Source organism: Alkalispirochaeta alkalica DSM 8900 (assembly GCF_000373545.1).
GTDB classification, from domain to species: Bacteria; Spirochaetota; Spirochaetia; order DSM-27196; family Alkalispirochaetaceae; genus Alkalispirochaeta; species Alkalispirochaeta alkalica.
The window spans coordinates 1-18,388 of record NZ_KB891699.1 but is presented as its reverse complement, the minus strand read 5'-3'; the positions used below and the strand labels follow the sequence as shown (position 1 = coordinate 18,388).

17 protein-coding genes are annotated in these 18,388 nt (G+C 61.2%); 11 read left to right on the top strand and 6 right to left on the bottom strand.

Annotated elements, in window-relative coordinates:
• Positions 1 to 116: 116 nt before the first annotated feature.
• Positions 117 to 1,424, bottom strand: a complete 1,308-nt coding sequence (locus tag B071_RS0105355) for a hypothetical protein (RefSeq protein WP_018526077.1) — start codon at positions 1,422 to 1,424, stop codon at positions 117 to 119.
• A gap of 148 nt (positions 1,425 to 1,572) precedes the next feature.
• Here B071_RS0105355 and B071_RS20175 point away from each other — a divergent pair, with 148 nt between their 5' ends.
• The 7 genes from B071_RS20175 to nfo all read left to right on the top strand — a co-directional run bounded on the left by B071_RS20175 (position 1,573) and on the right by nfo (position 9,221).
• Positions 1,573 to 3,081, top strand: a complete 1,509-nt coding sequence (locus B071_RS20175; protein ID WP_157703035.1) for a sensor domain-containing diguanylate cyclase — start codon at positions 1,573 to 1,575, stop codon at positions 3,079 to 3,081.
• Between the two features lie 66 nt (positions 3,082 to 3,147).
• Positions 3,148 to 4,416: a sensor histidine kinase gene (locus B071_RS0105345; RefSeq protein ID WP_018526075.1), complete on the top strand. Its 1,269-nt coding sequence runs from the start codon at positions 3,148 to 3,150 to the stop codon at positions 4,414 to 4,416.
• Positions 4,413 to 5,048 carry a response regulator transcription factor gene (locus tag B071_RS0105340; RefSeq protein WP_026245004.1) on the top strand — a complete coding sequence of 212 codons (636 nt, stop codon included), beginning with the start codon at positions 4,413 to 4,415 and terminating at the stop codon, positions 5,046 to 5,048. The genes B071_RS0105345 and B071_RS0105340 overlap by 4 nt, the downstream gene beginning before the upstream one ends.
• 108 nt (positions 5,049 to 5,156) lie before the next feature.
• Complete coding sequence (locus B071_RS0105335) at positions 5,157 to 6,419, top strand: ABC transporter substrate-binding protein (protein WP_018526073.1); 1,263 nt, start codon at positions 5,157 to 5,159, stop codon at positions 6,417 to 6,419.
• A gap of 75 nt (positions 6,420 to 6,494) precedes the next feature.
• The gene (locus tag B071_RS0105330) at positions 6,495 to 7,421 is read left to right on the top strand and encodes a carbohydrate ABC transporter permease (protein WP_018526072.1); all 927 of its coding nucleotides are present in this window, start codon (positions 6,495 to 6,497) and stop codon (positions 7,419 to 7,421) included.
• Positions 7,422 to 7,423: 2 nt separating this feature from the next.
• Positions 7,424 to 8,257, top strand: coding sequence for a carbohydrate ABC transporter permease (locus tag B071_RS0105325; RefSeq protein ID WP_018526071.1), 834 nt, complete (start codon positions 7,424 to 7,426; stop codon positions 8,255 to 8,257).
• A gap of 91 nt (positions 8,258 to 8,348) precedes the next feature.
• Positions 8,349 to 9,221, top strand: coding sequence for a deoxyribonuclease IV (nfo, locus tag B071_RS0105320; protein WP_018526070.1), 873 nt, complete (start codon positions 8,349 to 8,351; stop codon positions 9,219 to 9,221).
• Between the two features lie 156 nt (positions 9,222 to 9,377).
• On the opposite strand, the gene B071_RS18280 is transcribed toward nfo, so the two are convergent.
• Positions 9,378 to 10,652 (bottom strand): THUMP domain-containing class I SAM-dependent RNA methyltransferase, encoded by a 1,275-nt coding sequence (locus B071_RS18280; protein WP_018526069.1) that lies wholly within the window; start codon positions 10,650 to 10,652, stop codon positions 9,378 to 9,380.
• Between the two features lie 260 nt (positions 10,653 to 10,912).
• On the opposite strand from B071_RS18280, the gene B071_RS0105305 reads away from it, so the two are divergent.
• Entirely contained in the window at positions 10,913 to 11,896 is a 984-nt protein-coding gene (locus tag B071_RS0105305; RefSeq protein WP_438829588.1) for a M15 family metallopeptidase, read from the top strand.
• 55 nt (positions 11,897 to 11,951) lie between these two features.
• Here the strand turns inward: B071_RS0105305 and B071_RS0105300 are convergent, their stop codons facing one another.
• From B071_RS0105300 to B071_RS0105285, 4 genes are all read right to left on the bottom strand, one after another.
• Positions 11,952 to 13,394, bottom strand: coding sequence for a tripartite tricarboxylate transporter permease (locus B071_RS0105300; protein ID WP_438829590.1), 1,443 nt, complete (start codon positions 13,392 to 13,394; stop codon positions 11,952 to 11,954).
• A 69-nt stretch (positions 13,395 to 13,463) separates the two neighbouring features.
• The gene (locus B071_RS0105295) at positions 13,464 to 14,039 is read right to left on the bottom strand and encodes a tripartite tricarboxylate transporter TctB family protein (RefSeq protein WP_018526065.1); all 576 of its coding nucleotides are present in this window, start codon (positions 14,037 to 14,039) and stop codon (positions 13,464 to 13,466) included.
• Between the two features lie 121 nt (positions 14,040 to 14,160).
• Positions 14,161 to 15,174, bottom strand: coding sequence for a tripartite tricarboxylate transporter substrate binding protein (locus B071_RS0105290; protein ID WP_083914524.1), 1,014 nt, complete (start codon positions 15,172 to 15,174; stop codon positions 14,161 to 14,163).
• A gap of 298 nt (positions 15,175 to 15,472) precedes the next feature.
• Entirely contained in the window at positions 15,473 to 16,588 is a 1,116-nt protein-coding gene (locus B071_RS0105285; RefSeq protein WP_018526063.1) for a DHH family phosphoesterase, read from the bottom strand.
• A gap of 206 nt (positions 16,589 to 16,794) precedes the next feature.
• Between B071_RS0105285 and B071_RS0105280 the strand changes: the two genes are divergently transcribed.
• From B071_RS0105280 to B071_RS16055, 3 genes are all read left to right on the top strand, one after another.
• Positions 16,795 to 17,433, top strand: coding sequence for a hypothetical protein (locus B071_RS0105280; RefSeq protein ID WP_018526062.1), 639 nt, complete (start codon positions 16,795 to 16,797; stop codon positions 17,431 to 17,433).
• Entirely contained in the window at positions 17,430 to 18,110 is a 681-nt protein-coding gene (locus B071_RS0105275; RefSeq protein WP_018526061.1) for a DUF47 domain-containing protein, read from the top strand. Before B071_RS0105280 ends, B071_RS0105275 begins: the two co-directional genes overlap by 4 nt.
• Positions 18,111 to 18,122: 12 nt before the next feature.
• On the top strand, positions 18,123 to 18,388 hold a 266-nt coding region (locus B071_RS16055; protein ID WP_040587455.1), incomplete at its 3' end, for an inorganic phosphate transporter.

Genomic DNA, 18,388 nt, shown 5'->3' with positions numbered 1-18,388 from the left:
GCTACCCGGTTGCGGGGTAGCGGTCCGGCGGTGTCCCACGCCACGGTCACCTGCGCGGCCCGGCCCGCAACAGGGGCCGCAGCCAGGGCCGACAGAAACACAAAAGCAATCAGCCATCAGTAAGAAAAGGTGATCCCCCCCCGCAGATAGGAAAGGTTCTCCGATTCCAGGAAGATCCGTATCGCCTCGGCCGGCCGAAAGGCCAGCCCCGCCCCCCAGTGGGCGTCGTCGTCGTCCACATCGTAGGTAGCGGCCAGGTGAACCCCTACAGCTTCCTGGATGGCCCACCAGAAGGGATACCACCCCACCCGCGCCTGGGCGTAATCGGTCCCCGCGTAGAGGCTGTACCGCGTGTGGAGCAGTGCCGGAATGAGGATATCGACCACCACAAAGGGCCCGGCGAGCCACGATCCCTCCTCATCCCACTCACGATCCTTGGCGCCTCCCAGGGAGGCTCTTCCAAACCCTCCCAAACCGATGGTAGTGCTGGTAACAAGCCCCGCCCGGGAGAGCACCTGAACCATGGCCCGCCCCGTGAGCTCCACGGCCAGATCGGATTCGTCGGTATCGTAGACCCCCTGACCGTCCAGACCGACCAGAAACAACCTCAGCACCGTCTTGTCCACCGAGAAATCCGCCGCCCGCTCGTCCTCTGACCCCGTATAGGCCAGGTTGATCTCGATCGCCTCGGGAAGATAGCCCGTGGGAAGCCGCCGTTCGCGACTCATCAGGGAGTGGTCCAGAAACTCCCGGTGCCGCTCGGCCCGCATGCGCCGGTCTGCCAGCCGGACCTGCTCCCGCATCTTGTCCAGTTCGATCTCCTTCTGGCGCTGCACAACCCGGGCCTCCTCGTCACGCAGGGCCTGGAGTTGCCGTTCCCGCTCGGCCTCGCCCATCTCTGCCATGGTACGCGCCCACTCGGCCAGCTTTGCCCGATACTCCTCGTGGGTTGTGCGTATCTTTGCGTACCAGATCCCGCTGGCAGGATGGCGCCAGGCCTCGGGGCGGATACCGGAGATCACCGCCTGGCTGCGAACCTCGGACTCCACCTTCTGAAGAAAATCGGTTCCCTCGGGGGTGGCAACCTCGCGGTCAACCACGGAGGCACTCACTTCGGTGGAAAGGTTTCCTGCAAAATCCACGGCAGCAGCGGCCTCGGCCTGCGAGCGATTCTGGCCCTGCCCTACCCCGACGATAGAACCGGGATACTGGTCCTGGAGCTCCCGGAGCTTCCCCTCCTGCAGGAGTTGCACCCAAAGCGGAGCATCCTGAACCTCCCCTTCCCCATCAACCTCCCCGGGAGGATCCTTGGCCTCCACCGGAGTCTCGTCCCTGCGAGATGAGGAGCGCTCGAAGGTGCCCCTCGGGAAGACAACCCCTCCAGCCAGCAGAAAAATCACCCCCACCCATATATACCGTTTCATCAGCCCCTCCTTGCATTCCTCGAACACCCCGGGGGAACCGCACCGCCGGAAAGGGCGGACCCCGCACGATTCCTCTTGTCTGTACCACACTCTTGCCTGTAATGAACTATTATTTGTGGTACACCCTTATTTGTTGTACATTATCACGATGGAGTCAAACAACCTGGGACCGGAGAACCCCAAAACAGAAAAATCACAGTCCGGGAGCGATAAAAAAGCACGTTCTGCCCCTGCCTCCCCGGCTCGAGACGGGGCAAAAACACCGGCATCGCTGCTTCAGCAGGCCATAAACGCCGCTGACCACGGCATCTACATCACCGACTCCGCAGGAGTCCTGGAACTGGTAAACCCCGGCTTCTGCCGGATCACGGGCTATCCCCGGGAAGAGCTGCTGGGGAACAACGTATCGATCCTCAAGTCGGGGGAAATGTCCGCCGATTACTACCGCCGACTCTGGGATACCCTCCTGAAGGGTGAATCCTGGCAGGAGGAGATCACGAACCGCCGCAGAGATGGCTCCCTCTACCAGGCCTTTCAGATCATCAACCCCGTTACCGACGACCGGGGAACCATAACCCACTACGTGGGGGTACAAAACGATATCACCGAGACCCTGCGACTCCGGGCAGAGCGTGACACGGCCCTGAGCGAACTCGATGCCATCTTCTCCAACACCCAGGACGCGATCTTTCTTGTGGAAGTGGACAACCTTCCATCACAGAAAGAAACCCATCGGAAGGAAGAGTTCCGGGAACCCGATTCCCCGCCCCAGCCGATCTTCCGGTACCGCAAGCTCAACCCGGCCCACGAGGAGCTGACGGGCTTTACCACGGCCCAGGTGCGGGGAAAGTCACCGGAAGAGCTTCTGTCCCCGGAAACGGCCTGCATGGTCTCGCGCTACTACCGGATCTGCCTCGAAACAGGGGCTCCCCTCACCTACGAGGAGACTCTCAACCTCCCCTCGAGCACCCGGACCTGGCAGACCAAACTGGCCCCCATTATCCGGGGAGGGAAAATCGTCCAGCTTGTAGGAGCTTCCCGAGACATCACGACAGAAAAACGACTCCAGGAACGACTCCGGACCCTCTCGGAGCAGGACGCCCTGACGGGCATCGCCAACCGGCGGAAGATCCAGGATGAGCTCTCCCGGGAGACCACCCGGGCGCTCCGCTACGAGAGCCCCTTCTCGGTTATCATGGCCGATCTGGACCACTTCAAGGCGGTGAACGATACCCTGGGTCACGATGCGGGTGACGCTGTCCTGAAGGAGACGGCATCGATCATGGCAGCAGCCCTGCGGCCCAACGATCACCTGGGACGGTGGGGCGGCGAGGAGTTTCTTATTCTCCTTCCCGAGACCGATCTCTCCGGCGCAGCCGCCCTGGCCGAGAGAATCCGCACTGCCATAACCGGGCACCCGATCATCCCGGATCATCCCGTAACGGTGAGTCTGGGGGTCGCCTCCCTGGGAGAACTTCTTCCCAGCCCCGGGACAGACCAGCATCCCCGGGAGACCCGGCATCCCCGGGAGAACCACCCCCGGGAACCGGCGACACCGGCAAAGCACCTGGAAGAGCTACTCCGGCTCGCCGACGCGCGCCTCTACCGCGCCAAGGAAGCGGGCCGGAACCGCGTCCAGGCCTGCGGTCCCCTGTAGCGCTGAAGAGGGCCCGTCCCACAGTTTTCGTTGACAGATCGGGAGCGGTAGCTCTAGGCTACGGCTGTGCAGACCCAGCGGGTTCTTCTCACCTGTACTATCCTCGTTCTCTACGCCGCCGCCCTCACCCTGGCGCGGGGGGTGGGGCAGGAACTCCCTCCCCAGTGGATCGGCTATACCCTCCCCTCGATCCTCCTCTGTTGCGTCCTGGTGATCCCCCAACTGAACCAGGAGCTGGCCGAGGTCATCCGGCTGATCCTTCTGGGAATCCAGATCGCCCTCACCTATGTGATCCTCCAGCCTCTTGGCGAGGAGTTGCTCCTGGAGGTCCTCCTGCTCATGGCCGCCGCCATCTCGATCGCGCTCTACGGATCCGTCCCCTCGGCTCTCACCCTGGGAATCTTTCTCTTCGCAGCCCTCCTCTTCCGGACCCGCCCGGCCAAGGTCTGGGACATCAGGGTGGAGCAGGCCCCTCCCCGCGACGTGGCCATGACCGCCGTGATCGTGGCGAGCAGTTTTTTCATTACCTTTGTCGCTGCCCGGGGCGACACCCGGCGACGACGGGTCCTGGCCAGCTCCCGCCACCAGGAGCAGACAATCCGCAAACTCGTGGAGGCCAACATGGAGTATCAGCGCTACGCCCTGGACATAGAGCAGAGCGCACGCCAGAAAGAGCGTGAACGTATCACCCGGGAGATCCACGACGCCGTGGGCTACGCCTTCACCAACCAGCGCATGGTCCTGGAGGCAGCCACGGTCCTTATGGAGCGGAACCGCGAGCAGGACCGGGAACGCCTGGCCTCGCTGGTACGCGATGCGGCCCAATCCCTCGGCGAGGGATATCAGGAGGTCCGCTCGGCCCTGCACCGCCTCCGTCGGGTCGAACGGAGACACCAGACCCTGGAAACACGCCTTCTTCACCTGATCCGGCATTTTTCTGCCGTCTCGGGCGTCACCATCACCCCCCGGATTCTTCTGGGCCAGGGCCAGATGCCCCCTCCCCTGGAGGAGATCTTTTTCCGCTGCGCCCAGGAGGGAATCACCAACGCCTTCTGCCACGGCCAGGCCAGTCAGGTGACCCTCATCCTTCGGGCCGACCGGGAAGGGTTCTATCTCACCGTTCTGGACGACGGCAGGGGCAGCAGCGGCTCCATTCAGGAGGGCATCGGCCTGGGAGGAATGCGGGAGCGGCTCGAACCCTACGGGGGAACCCTTCGGGCCAGCACGATGGAGCGGGGCTTCTCCCTCCACGTGCACCTCCCCAGGAACATCCCGTACCGGCACAGCCCCCCGCCGGATACCCCCCTTCCCCCGCCGGAGGAGACACAACCGTGAAAGTACTACTCGTGGACGACCAGAAACTCTTCGTAGACAGCATGAAAGCCATTCTGGAAACACTCGACGAGGAGCTGGAAATCGTCGGCACCGCCGCCAACGGCCAGGAGGCGCTCGCCCAGGCGGACCTCCTGCGCCCCGAGCTGGTCCTGATGGACGTGCGCATGCCCGTTCTGGACGGGGTGGAGGCAACACGGCGTATCCTCCTGCGCCATCCCACAACCCGCATTATCATGCTCACCACCTTCGAGGACGACCAGTACGTCCAGACGGCGATCGCTCACGGCGCCCGGGGCTACCTGCTGAAATCGATCTCCTCGACGGAACTGATCACGGCCCTCCGGGCCGTGGCCGGTGGCATGGTAGCGATCGACCCCCACGTGATCGCGGGAATGGTCAAGACCCCGGCGGGGCTCCGCCCCTCTCCGCCCCCCTGGGTGGACACCCTGAGTCGCCGGGAGAAGCAGATCCTGGGGCTGATCCTCCAGGGCTATCACAACCGGGAGATCGCCGAGACGATCCACGCAGCTGAACAGACCGTACGAAACTACGCGAGCCGAATCTACGACAAGATCGGGGCCTCCGACAGAACCGAAGCCGCCCGNATAGCCCGGGAATCGGGGGTATTCTAGCCCCGGCAGGTACAAATCGAGTACGGATCGGGTACCCCCATACCCTTGCGGGGGAGCAGAGATGGCCCTACCATACAAGGCGACCTAACATCCTAAAGGAGGATCCTTATGAAGAAAATCGCCATGGTCGGTCTGGCACTCCTGGTTGCCACAACCCTCTTTGCCGGAGGGGGCCGGGAAGCCCGAACCGCCGAAGGGAGCGTGGGGCTTACCCTGGGCTCGTGGAGGACCGATGACGTTCAGCAGATCAACCGCCTGATCGCGGCCTTCAACGAAGAGCACCCCAACATCGCCATCCGTTTTGATCCCACCAATCCCCCCGACTACAACGCCACCCTTCGGCTCCAGCTCGAGTCCGGAACGGGACCGGACATCTTCTACGCCCGCAGCTACGCCACGGGTCAGGATCTCTTCGCCGACGGGTACATGCTGGACCTGAGCGACCAGGCCTTTATCGCCTCGGCCTACGACGAGGGAGCCCGGGACCCCTGGCAGACACCGGAGGGCACGCAGTTTGCCATGCCCCTTATGGCCGTCTCCCACGGCGTGTACTACAACGTGGACCTCTTCAACGAACTGGGAATCACCCCTCCCGCAACCTGGGATGAACTCCTGCAGACGGCCCAAAAGATCGCCGATGCCGGATATACTCCCATCGCCAACGGCCTGGCCGACGAATGGGACATCACCGAGGTCCTCTGGATGAACATCGCACCGGCCTTTCTGGGTGGCCGGGAGGCCCGCCTTGCCTACGAAGCGGGAACACGGCCCTTCAACGACCCCGCCATGGAGAGTGTCTTTGCCGCCGTGGCCTCGCTGGAGCCCTTCCTCCCCCGGGGATACGAGGCGATCAGTTACAACGACAGCAAGGCCCTCTTTCTGCTGGGTGAGGCCGCCATGTGGTTCGACGGATCCTGGACGGTGAGCGAGTTCGAGGCATCGAACCCCGACTTTACCTGGAGCGTCTTCGCCCCGCCCCCGCCGGCAGGCGCCACGCCCCACATCACCTTCCATCCCGATGCGGGAATCGCGATCAACCCCGCCAGCCCCAACATCGAGGCAGCCCTGACCTTCCTGGAATGGCTCTCGGAACCCCGGGCATCGGCGGTACTGGGGAACGAACTGGCCGGCTTTTTCCCCATGGTCTCCAACCCGCCCGCCCTGGAGAACGAGAAGGCCAACGCCTTCCTCCAGCTGAACGAGGGCCGGGAGCTGGATGTCCGCTTTCCCTGGCCTCGGCTGATGTCGGGCGATCCCAGCGCCTATTCCCTGATACAACAGGGATCGATCGGCGTGATCACGGGCCGCATGACTCCCCGCGAGGCAGCCCGGGCACTGCACCAGGGTGTCACCAGCTGGTATACCCCCTAACGTCCACACTGGTATCTGCCCGGCGGGCCCGCACGAGAGCGGGCCCGCCACTCAACCCGCGAGGAGAAACAGCTCATGAGACACACCCGCAGCGCTCTTCATCCCTACTGGTCCTGGATGTGGTACCTGGTGCCGGCGCTCTTTTTCTACTCCCTCTTCATGGCCTGGCCCATGTTTAAATCACTGGAACTCAGCCTGTACACGGGGAGCGGTTTCAACCTGGATACCTTTATCGGCTTCGACAACTACCGGCGACTCTTTGGCCAGGGTGTGGTTGCAGAGCGCTTCTGGGGAGCCTTCAGGAACACCTGGATCTTCTTTGCCGTTCACATGGTGGTGCAAAACTCCCTGGGGCTCCTCTTTGCCACCATCCTGAGTTCCTCCAGCCTTCGCGGAGCCCAGATATACCGGACCATCATATTTATCCCCGCCACCCTGGCGATCGTCGTCACGGGATTCCTCTGGCGGCTCCTCCTGAACCCCCAATGGGGTTCGGTGAACATCATCCTGACCGCCCTGGGCCTGGACGCCCTCGCCCTGCCCTGGCTGGGCCTGGAAGCGACCGCCCTGATCACTATTTCGCTCGTATCGAGCTGGCAGTGGGTGGGTATCCCCACCATGATCTTCCTCAGCGCGCTTCAGAACATCTCCGAAGACCTCTTCGAGGCTGCAGAAATAGACGGTGCCGGGAACTGGACAACCTTCTGGCGGATCAAGATGCCCCTGATCTGGCCCATCATGGGAGTTGTCTCGATTCTCACCTTCACAGCGAACTTCAACGCCTTCGACGTGGTCTTTGCCATGGCCGGGGCAAACGGCCCGCCCAATTTCTCCACGGACATCCTGGGAACCTATTTCTACCGCGTAGGAATCGCCGGCCAGCACCCCGTGGGGATCCCCGATATGGGGCTGGGGGCTGCCGTGGCATCCTTCATCTTTCTGGTGCTCTTCGTGGGAGTACTGGTCATCCGCAGCGTCTTTCGGGACAAGGAGGAACTCTAGCCATGGGAAAAGTACACGTCCGGGGCCGAAACGTCTGGTCCCACCTGATCCTGATCACCTGGTCCGCCCTGGTCATGGTTCCCCTCTGGATCATGGTGGTGAACTCCTTCAAGACCAGACTCGCCATCTATCGCAGCCCCTTCGGCCTGCCCAACCCCTGGACCGTTCAGGGATACCTGGCGGTCTTCACGGGGTCCAGTTTCCCCCGCTATTTTCTGAATAGCATCATGATCACCTCCGCTTCGATCGGCGTGATCCTGCTCTGCGCTTCTCTCGCCGCCTACGCGATCGCCCGGTGGAACAGCCCCCTCTCCAAGGGAGTCTTTCTCTTTTTCCTGGCGGGACTGATGGTGCCCATCAGGATCGGCAGCATCAACCTGCTGATCCTCATCAGGGATCTGGGGCTTATGGACCAGCTGATCGGTCTGCTCCCCATCTACGTGGCCATGGGAATGCCCGTGGGAGTCTTTGTCCTCACCGAGTTCATCCGTACCGTCCCGGCCGAACTTACCCAGGCAGCCCACATCGACGGTGCCAGCCGGCTTCGCATCTTCCTGCAGATCATCCTGCCCCTCACGCGCCCTGCCATGGCCACGGTGGCGATCTTTAACCTGGTGGTGCTCTGGAACGACCTCTGGTTCCCCCTGATCTTTATTCGNTCCGAGACCCGGCGAACCCTGATGCTGGGGGTGACCAGGCTCTTCGGCCAGTACCAGACGGACTGGACCAGGATACTCTCAACCCTGACCATCGCCACGGTTCCCATCATTCTGCTCTACATCCTGATGGCCCGGCAGTTCATCCGGGGTCTCACGGCGGGAGCGGTGAAAGGATAGCCCGATGCCAGGGATCATTGCTCCCCGATGATCCCTGGCGGGAGGCCCCCGGACGGGTGATTTTTCCCCTCTCCTGTGCGATCATGGGAGCATGACAGAACGAATAATTACCCTGGGGGCCCACGTAAGCGCCGCCGGGGGCGTCCAGAACGCTCCCGGGAACGCCCGGGCCATTGGCGCGGGAGCGTTTGCGCTCTTTACCCGGAACCAGCGGCGCTGGCATTCCCCTGGCTATACCACGGAGACAATTACCCTCTTCCGGCAGGCCCTGTCGGACCAGGGCTTTGCACCGGCACGAGTCCTCCCCCACGCGGGATATCTCATCAACCTCGGCTCACCCGATGAGGAGGTCCGGGAAAAATCGATCCGGGGTCTCGCCGACGAGCTGGAACGGACGATCCAGCTGGGGCTGGAACTCCTGAACTTTCACCCGGGGACATCCAAGGGCCAGCTGGACGAGGCCGCCACGTGCAGACGAATCGCCGACGGGATCGATCAGGTCCTGCGCAGCGTGGAAGACACCAGAACGGCCCCGGCGCGGCTCGTTCTGGAAAACACTGCAGGCCAGGGAAACAATATGGGAGCCACCTTCAGTCAGCTGGCCCGGATCATAGCGGCCAGCGCCTTTCCCGACCGCCTTGCTGTCTGTGTGGATACCTGTCACGCCTTCGCTGCGGGGTTTGACATCCGCACCGCCACCGGGTGGGACGCCCTCATGGCAGACCTGGAGAATACACTGGGGCTGGAACGGCTGGCGGGGCTCCACCTGAACGACTCCCTGGGCGCCCTGGGCAGCAAAAAGGACCGTCACCAACCCATCGGCGAGGGGGAGATAGGACTGGAGGGGTTTCGGGCGATCATGAAGGACCAGCGCCTGGACGGGCTGCCCCTGATCCTGGAGACCCCCGACCCCGAGGGCTGGCCCCGGGAGATAGAACTGCTCCTGGAGATGAGCCGGAGCTGACCCGCAGCAGTGGCTGATCCGTAGCAGCGGACAGACCCGCAACAGGAACAGACCCGCACCGGTGCGAAACCGGAGCGGGCTCACCAGCCCTGGACCAACCCGCACTGGAGTTGCCTCCCGCCGGGGCCAGGCTACAGCGAAGGCCGCCCCCCTGCGTCAGGAGCGGGGCGGTCTCCCCCGGCTGTGTTTCCCGGGCCGCCCCTCCCCTGGCCGAATCCTGAAACGGTAGAGCTCGCAGGCGATCCCCCCGTTATACAGGGGCGTGCGCCCCAGAATGTTCAAACCCGTTCGCCGGATCAGCTTCGGCTCCGAGCACAGAATCCAGACGGAACACCCCTGGAGATGTTGCCGGAGCAGCTTCCCCATATCGCTGTAGAGCAGCGCCAGATCAGCCGGATTGAGCCGCTCCCCGTAGGGAGGATTTGTCACCACGGCGATCTCCGCCTCCTGGCGGGAACGTTCCCGGGGAAGCCCCCGGAGAACATCCCTGGCCCGGGAGATCATCTCCGGCAGGGTCTGGCGCACATCACCGGAGGAGAAGGAAATACGCGGCTCCATCCCCGCCCGGCGGGCGTTGCGGCGGGCTGTCTCCACCAGGGAATCATCCAGATCGGCCGCGAATATCCGGGGAGGCCCAACAACGGCCGACGACCGGAGAGATGGTGCGGGGGGAACAACCCCCGGCCATCGCTCCATGGCAAAACTCCGGGAGGGCCCCTGGGGAGGAAGCTCCGCCGAAAGCAGCGCCGCCTCGATCGCGATCGTGCCGGAACCGCAGAAGGGGTCGATCACCACGGCGGGATCACCCGCCTCGAGGAGCATCGCGGCAGCCACAGTCTCCCGCAGGGGTGCCTCCCCCGCCTCCCTGCGGTAGCCCCGTTCGTGGAGGGGAGAGCCCGCTGCATCGAGGGAGACCGCACCGTGACCCCGGGAATCGACAAAAATGACAACGGGAACGTCGGGATTCTTCCGGTCCACCGAAGACCGCGTGCCCTGGAATACCTCGCGCTGACGGTCCAGAATCGCGTCCTTCAGCCGCATCGCCAGATACCGGTGATCTCCCAGCACCTCGGACCTGGTAGAGGCGGTGATGGCGAAAGTTGCTGAGGGAGGAAGAACACGCTCCCAGGGAACGGAGCGCATCCGCCGGTAGAGATCGTCGTAACTCCCCACCTGAAAGCTCTCCAGGGGCACAAGAAGACGCGAAGCGGTCCTGAGGGAGCGGCAGAGCAGATGGGCATCCCCCAGAGATCCCCCGATCTCCACCGCGCCGGCCCCCTGAACCCGGCCGGAGAACCCCAGGGATTCGACCTCCCTGACCAGAAGCTGCTCCATCCCGCCGGCGCAGGTCGCCACCAGAACCGACGTCTCGGGCAACCCCTGCCCCGGATCGGGGCGGGATTTTTTCTTGAGGATTACCTTGCGCTGCATCAGGGGGAATCCCTTCCGGAGAGGTCGGTCTCCGACTGGCCCCTGTGGCCTGAGGGATTTTTTCGCTGTGGTGACCCCGATCCGTCCCGTTTCTTCCGGGAACTCCTGGTGAGAAGCGTCATGAAGATGATCCCAACTCCGATAAACATTAACAGTCCTGGCATATCCCCAGTCTAGCACCAGAAGGACCGGGGAGGCGATATCCCTGAAAAAGATTATCTTCTTTGATAGACTGGGTTCCGATAAAGGAAAGACTGTCTATGCACCATTGGTTGAATCAACACACACATCTTCCACTATCCGGGGTGTGGCTCATTATTTTTCTGTCGGTCTCNCCGGGCCATCCTGCCCCGGCCTCCCCCGGCCTGGCTCCGGTGGACAAATCCTTCCTGAACTACCAGGACCCGGAGCCCCTGTCGCGTCCGCTGGAAGGGGTCGCGCAACTGGCCGCCCTGAAAGCAGCCTACCCCGACAGGATAGACCGCAAGGAATACCGGAACGGCGACTGGGCGATCCGGGTACAGGGGGAATGGATCTACTGGGCCAACGGCAGACTCCTCCCCGAAAAGGCCCGCTTTTCCTGGGAACGCTTCAACCGCTATCCCTTCTATCTCTACGAAACGGGCCCCCTGGTGATTCCCCAGGTCGACGAAGATCAGGAGGCTCGCCTCAGGGTGCTCCTGGCAGAACAGGAAGAGAACCCGCCCCTGCGCCACCTGGCCTTCCCGGGGGCTCTCTACGGATTCCGCACANCCCGGGAGGCCCGGGCCGCCATGGTGCGCACCGTTTTTCTGGGCCACCCCATCCGGATTCACCCTATGATCCTCGAACCGCTGCAGCGCGTCCAGGAGGAGATCGAAACAGCCCGGGAAAGGGAGCGGGAGGTCAGGGATTTTCTGGACGAACTGATCCGGATCGAGGCCTTTTTCTGGCGCCCCATAGCAGGCACCCAAACGGTCAGCTACCACGGCTTCGGGGTTGCCCTGGACCTGATCCCCCGCTCCTACTACCGTCGCAGCGCNTACTGGCGCTGGTCGGCCCAGGCGGGCATAGAAGAGTGGTGGAACATCCCCGAGGAGCGTCGCTGGACCATTCCCCGAACAATCGTGGATATCTTCGAGCGGCAGGGCTTTGTCTGGGGCGGNCGATGGCTCTTCTTCGACGCCATCCATTTTGAATACCGGCCCGAACTGTTCCTGCTGGCAGAAAAACAGGGGCGATCCTCCGAAGAGAACCGCCCCTGAAGGGGGAAACAGAATCAGAAGCAGATCCCGGAACCGGGATCTGCACCCTGGAGGTTCAGTCCTGAACCTTCTCCANTTTTTTCTCGTCCTTGCGTTTCTTCACAATCGGAGCGGCCACCGCAGCGATTGCAATAGCCAGCATGATCAGCGTAAGCGGACGCTTGTAGAAGCTCTCTATGCCCCCGATGATCAGGGCCTGGCGAAAACTCAACTCGGCCAGGCTTCCCAGGACGATCCCCAGCACCACGGGCGCACAGGGGAAATCGTAGCGCCGGAAGATCCAGCCGATCACGCCAAACACGACGCACACCACCACGGGGTACATGGAGGAACTCACGGCGTAACTCCCCACGATGGCGAAGGTGAAAATGAGGGGATAAAGTATGGTCTTTTTCAGGTCCGTAACCCGAACAAAAAGTCCGGCACCCAGAAGTCCAACCAGGAGGATGAAAGCGTTGGCCATAAACATGGAGGCGAACATTCCGTAGACCAGTTCCGGCTCATCAATGAACATTTCCGGACCGGGGTTCAGGCCGTGAACCAGGAGCGAACCTAACAGTACAGCGGCTGTGGCGCTCCCGGGTATTCCCAGGGCCAACAACGGCACCAGTGCACCACCGGCAGAGGCACTGTTTGACGATTCGGCCGCAGCGACGCCCTCGGGAGATCCCTTCCCGAACTCTTCCGGGTTCTTGCTGAACCGTTTTTCAACATCGTAGGAAATAAATGCAGCAATAGTGCCGCCGGCACCGGGGAAAATTCCGATGAGGGTACCCAGCACACCAGCACGTGTGATGTTTTTCCATACCTTCAGATAGGATCGCAACTTGGGAAGCTTATAGGCNAGCTTGTCAAATTTTTCGCCTTTGGCATAATGCTCAATGTTATGGAAGAGCTCACCCAGGGCAAAAAGCCCGATGATAGCGGGTATCAGGGATAAACCATCAAGAAGACGTATATCTCCAAAGGTGAACCGCTGTGTACCTGCTATGGGATCCATGCCGATGGTGTTCAGAAGAAGCCCGAAGACCACCGCCACCAGAGCCTTTTGCCAGTTCTTTCCACCCATGGTAGCCACCGTGGTGAGGCCCAGTATGGTGAGTGCAAAATACTCCGAGGGCCAGAACTCCAGGGCAACCACAGCCAGGGGCTGGGCAAACAGTATAAGCACAACCGTACCAATAATGCCGCCAAAGACGGAGGCAAAGAGCGAAATACCCATGGCCTCGCCGACGCGTCCCGTTTTGGTCATGGGATAGCCGTCGAAGGCGGTCACCGCCGCCGAGGGGGTACCCGGCGTATTGATCAGAACTGCCGAGACGGAACCACCGTAGTTGGCACCCTTATACGCCCCCAGCAACAGGACCATTCCCAGAATGGGATCCAGCCGGAAGGTCATGGGCAGGAGCAAGGCCACCGCCATGGAGGGCGATATGCCGGGAATCGCCCCGAAGGTGATGCCGGCAAAAACCCCCAGAAGGCACAAGACGACAGCCATGGGGGTGAACATGATTCCAAACCCGCCAGCCAGGTTTCCAAGTATATCAATCATAAGGAGAACCCCTTTCTAGCCTAACAACCCGGCGAAGAGCGCACCCACGGGCAGGCGGACGTAGAGCAACCGGGCAAAAAAGAAGTAGGAAAAGATCATCCACCCCAGAGGAATGGCAATTAATTCTATCTTGCTGCGCGATTCCAGAACCCACATAACTGCCACAAGGAATAGTGCCGAGCTGATGTAATAACCTATAAAACGAAATGAAACGAGGCTGAGTAACAGAATACCGAACACTACGCCCACTCGCCACACGTTGCCTGATTTTTGATCAGGCACCTCGTGACCCTTCCACATGGGAATGAAGGCGAGAAGTATAATCGGAAGAAGCACATAAAACCAAAACCGGGGAACGGTTGCACCGGTAGTTGCCACCGAGGTAAACCGGGGAACACGAAACGAAAAGGTAACAAAGTAGAACAATATCCCAATCCAGAGAATACCAACGAGCACCAGAACCTGCCCCGTATAGGGGTGCAGTTTTTTGAACGGTCTCAGAACCACCCAACCTGATGCGAGTACGATTCCCAGGAACAGTAATTGCATAAGCAAATTCTGCCCTGCAAAAAACCTGCCGATTTCTGCCAATTACGAACCCTCCTTCACATAACGAGGGACAGTAGCCAGATCTGACCCGGCTGCCTGTCCCTTCGTCCTTCAGTAGATGCAGATTCTTCGTGCTGCGCAGTGGCAACACGAAGGAAAAGAATTACATATCAAGCCGATTGAGCCAGTATTCGGTGACCTCGACCGTCCTATCAACGATTCTTCTGAAGTCATCACCAAACACCGCTCTGGGAGCTATCGCGTTTTTGGCGTTGAACTCAATCCAGCGAGGGTGCTCAGCGACCTTGCTTACCAGGTCTTCCATCCAATCAATCATGGCTTGCGGGGTGCCCTGGCGTACTGCCAGACCGCGCCAGATATGCTCGTCGTTCAACTCGGGGTAACCCAGTTCGGCGAAAGTGGGGGAATCCTCAAAGCCGGCCAGGCGCTCGGGAGAAGCTACTGCCGCTACCCACAAGTCACGACCAACCGCGTTGAAGGGGTTACCCATCTGCACATCGGCGGAGCCACTCAGTACTGCTGCGGCACCCAGGGGGCCCGATACAAACGGAACTGCTGCCGCCTCTATCCCCGTGGCATCCCAGATCATGAGCGCTTCAAAGTGCTTGTTTGCTCCCAGTACCGGCACTGCCCAGATCTGCTGCCCCGGCCGGTTTCGGGCATCCTCGATGATTCCCTCAAAGTCCATACCGGCGTCACGATCGCTCTTTCGGATAATGACTGCCGACGGGTCTTTCTGGATCTTGGCAAGCCAGTGATATCCATCGATGTACACGCTCTGATCAAAGTCGTTGGAAATCACATTATTCACGTTCGACATGGCCATAGCGAAGACGGTGTAGCCATCGGCAGGCCGCGCCAGCACCGCATTGGAGGCGTTCATGGTAGCACCACCGGTGACGTTTTCCACTGCGAAGGTCGCATCGGTAAATTCACGAGCGATCTCTGTGAACAACCGCACGGCCACGTCAGTGCCCCCACCGGCACCCACGTGGGTAATAATCGTGATCGGACGGGAGGGCTTCCACTCCGAAGCCTCTTCGGTGGCCGCTGCAGCCCCCGCCTCTTCCCGGGCACACGCCCCCAACATGGTCAGCACAGCCGCCATGGCAAGCGTCGCCAGAACTACTCTCGTCCGGTTCATTCCTTGTTTCATCCTGATATCCTCCTACAGGTATCTCTGCATTCTCTCTGCGACGATCCCCGGGGCTCTCCCGGTGCGACCGTCTCCGTCGCACACCTTCCCCCGTTCATCGGCTAGGGCCGTTCCGCCACCACCGGGAACTCGGGAANGTCCCGGCGCGAACGCACCTCCGATGGATCCTTGCGCCCCGCACTCCACTTCATCTCTGTAAATCTGCGGTTAAACTCTATGGCAAAACCCGGGCGGTGTCCAATAAAACATCTCGATAGGGGAGAATCGATATTTTTATACCTCTTCCCCCCTCCCGGACTCAGCCAAACCGCTCCTGAAGCAGGGGCTGGAGTTTTTTCCGGGAAATACCCAGATTACCCTGACTGAAACACCGCAGACCCGGAGCCAGGGGACTGGCCTTGAGCTCTTCCGGGGTAATATCGGCCAGATCGAGGCCCTTTTCGTTCAGAAGCTCCTCCAGCTCTTGCAACGCAGCCTCCCGGGGAACCAGCAACAGGAGCTCGCGGGTAAAGTCCGGGGCGGTGTAGGCGATCATCACCAGAAGCATATCCAGCCCCCGGGCGCTCCGATAGGCCTCGAGCCCCTGCACCAGATCGCTGTCCCGGGACGCCCAGTCTTTCAGGGGCAACAGGACCGAGGAGATTCCGATCCGCTCCTTCCCGATCTGCCACTCCTTGTAATCCTTCCGCAGGAGGTCCCGGGTCTCCAGATCGGAGACGTTGAACTTCTCCCGCTGCAAGACCTGGAAGAGCTCGTCCTGCCCCTCCCCTGCCCGGGGGATGAGCAGATCCACCATGGCCTGGTCGTCGGGGGTGGTGCGTTGCGCTGCGGGATCAAGATTGACGGTATCGAGCAAGATCGTTCCCGCCAGCAGCCTGGCCACATCCTGCTCCAGAAGTTCCGGCGCAGCCCCCACGATCTCACGGGCAACCAGGGTAGAAGCAGACCCTGTGGGCTCGATCAGCCGGACCGGAGCGTCCTGGAAGAGCCCCTCGTCGGCGTGATGATCCACCACTCCCCGTACAGCCTCGGCCAGCTCGCTCTGGTGCCCCGCCAGCCGGTTGTGATCCACCAGGGTGAGTTCGAGTCGCCCCGCCCGATGCAGGCCCGCCAGATCGATCTCGTCGATAAAAGAGAGAAGCCCGGGATCTACCCCCGCCTGACGCATCAGAAAAACCGCCTCGGTCCGCAGCTTGTAATCTCCCCGGGGGATGTTGATCACCGGCACGCAGAGGTCCTTCTCTTCGGGACCGGAGCGGAAAAAGGCGTAGACCAGGGCCGAGACCATGGAATCCAGGTCGGCAGCTTCGTTTCCCAGCACACAGTGCAGGGGGTCTCTCCCCGAGGAGACCCTCTCCCGGGTATTGGCCAGACCCTGCAAAAAGCTGGTCCAGGAACGTCTTGGTTCGGACATATCGATTCCTCCTGTCAGATCATTTCAGTCTGTGATATATGCTGTCATGGTCCGTCAGGGCCCGAGTTCCTGTCAATCGAATGCTCCCCGAAGCTGTGAAAAGTTGTTTATCTCAATAAGCAATGATTTTAATTGGCCCTTCCTGCGGGGACTGTGCTAGGGTTTCACCCAATTCAGTATATTTTCANACGAAGGAGAAATAAGCCATGGCAGACGTATTTGCACAAAATAAAGCCACCAGCGCAGCCGAAGCGGAAAAGATTGTACCCCGGGCGGAGTTCAGGGTCTTTGAGCAGGGAATCATCGAGCACGTGAAGAGCAAGATGTGGAACGGCAGAACCGTTCTTTTCAAGGCGCGGCGCATGCCCCTGGAGACGTACTTCCTCTCGGTTCACACCAACGAAGCCAACGTGAAGGTCCGCGACGGCCTGCTGGATATCAAGACCAAGGTAGGCGAGACACCCGAGGGGTACGAGATCTTCCAGCCCCGGGGCAAGTTCCAGTTTCCCGTTCCCCAGGCGGACGTGGCGACGATCCTCTCCCACCTCAAGGCAGAGATCACCCTCACCCAGGACAATTACACCATCGAGGACTTTATCGCGCTCGTGAAAGAGAGCCGGGACCTCACGGCCGTCACGGTGGAGAAGATGCGTTACGGCTTCACCATCGACAACATTATCTGTGAATACGCCCAGGTCTGGCTCAACGGAGCTCTGGTAGAGACGGCCTGCTGCGAGAGCGAGGACTACCAGGGGATGAAGCGGGTTGTGGAAGAACTTGGTCTCTCGGAGAAACCCAACACCAACTACCTGAGAGCTGCAAAACAGGTCGTGGGGATGGCATGACAGCGATGGGAAAGAAAACGGTAGCCGGAGGCGTCTTCGCCTCCCGGGCAAAAACACTGGAGCTGGAGATCGAGCAGTTTCTGGGGCTGGTCGATCAGAGCGCGATGCTCCTGGAAGAGGCGGTGAAAAAATATATCCAGGGAGACCTGGAACTCTTTGAAAAGCAATGTGGCGAGATTGACCGGATCGAGCGCGATGCCGACGACCTGCGCCGCCAGATCAAGCACCGCCTCTACGCCGAGATGCTCATCCCCGATTCCCGGGGTGATGTCCTGGGTCTGCTGGAAAACACCGACAGCATCTGCGATGTGGCAAAGCGGGTGACAACTCATTTCAGCATCGAGAAGCCCGAGATCTANCCCTTCCTGAAGGATGATTTTCTGGAGCTCACCGAGATATGCCGGAAGGCCGTACAGGAGCTGACCCTGGCCGAGCGAGCCTTCTTCCGCGAGCTCTACCGCGTNACGGAGCANCTGGACAAGGTNCACTTCTGGGAGCACCAGGCCGACGAGGTGGAGGACCGGCTCAAGCGCAAGGCCTTCGAGTCTCCCGATATCAAGGAGTTCAGCAAGCGGGTTCACATGCGNNNNTTCGCCGAGCGNATNTCNCNCCTGGCCGATGANGCCGAGGCGGTNGNGGANCGNCTGGCGATCTCCNCNATCAAGCGGACCCTGTAAGGGGGCGCGGCGATGGGAGGACTAATCTTTCTGACCAGCGGCCTCTACATGGGCTGGTCTNTGGGCGCCAACGACGCGGCCAACATTTTTGGCACCGCCGTGGGAACNCGCATGGTGAAGTTCCGCACGGCGGCGATCATCTGTATCATCTTTATCACCGCCGGGGCGGTCTTCAGCGGGGCCGGTGCGGCCCACGGTCTGGGAGCTCTGGGGGCGGTGAACGCCCTGCCGGGGTCCTTTGTGGTCTCGCTCTGCGCGGCCTTCACGGTGATGTGGAT

What these genes read in the sequence shown, in the direction of transcription:
- B071_RS0105355 (WP_018526077.1), bottom strand. Translation starts at nt 1,424, where the DNA reads ATGAAACGGTATATATGGGTGGGGGTGATTTTTCTGCTGGCTGGAGGG.
- B071_RS20175 (WP_157703035.1), top strand. Translation starts at nt 1,573, where the DNA reads ATGGAGTCAAACAACCTGGGACCGGAGAACCCCAAAACAGAAAAATCA.
- B071_RS0105335 (WP_018526073.1), top strand. Translation starts at nt 5,157, where the DNA reads ATGAAGAAAATCGCCATGGTCGGTCTGGCACTCCTGGTTGCCACAACC.
- B071_RS0105330 (WP_018526072.1), top strand. Translation starts at nt 6,495, where the DNA reads ATGAGACACACCCGCAGCGCTCTTCATCCCTACTGGTCCTGGATGTGG.
- nfo (WP_018526070.1), top strand. Translation starts at nt 8,349, where the DNA reads ATGACAGAACGAATAATTACCCTGGGGGCCCACGTAAGCGCCGCCGGG.
- B071_RS18280 (WP_018526069.1), bottom strand. Translation starts at nt 10,652, where the DNA reads ATGCAGCGCAAGGTAATCCTCAAGAAAAAATCCCGCCCCGATCCGGGG.
- B071_RS0105290 (WP_083914524.1), bottom strand. Translation starts at nt 15,174, where the DNA reads ATGAAACAAGGAATGAACCGGACGAGAGTAGTTCTGGCGACGCTTGCC.
- B071_RS0105285 (WP_018526063.1), bottom strand. Translation starts at nt 16,588, where the DNA reads ATGTCCGAACCAAGACGTTCCTGGACCAGCTTTTTGCAGGGTCTGGCC.
- B071_RS0105280 (WP_018526062.1), top strand. Translation starts at nt 16,795, where the DNA reads ATGGCAGACGTATTTGCACAAAATAAAGCCACCAGCGCAGCCGAAGCG.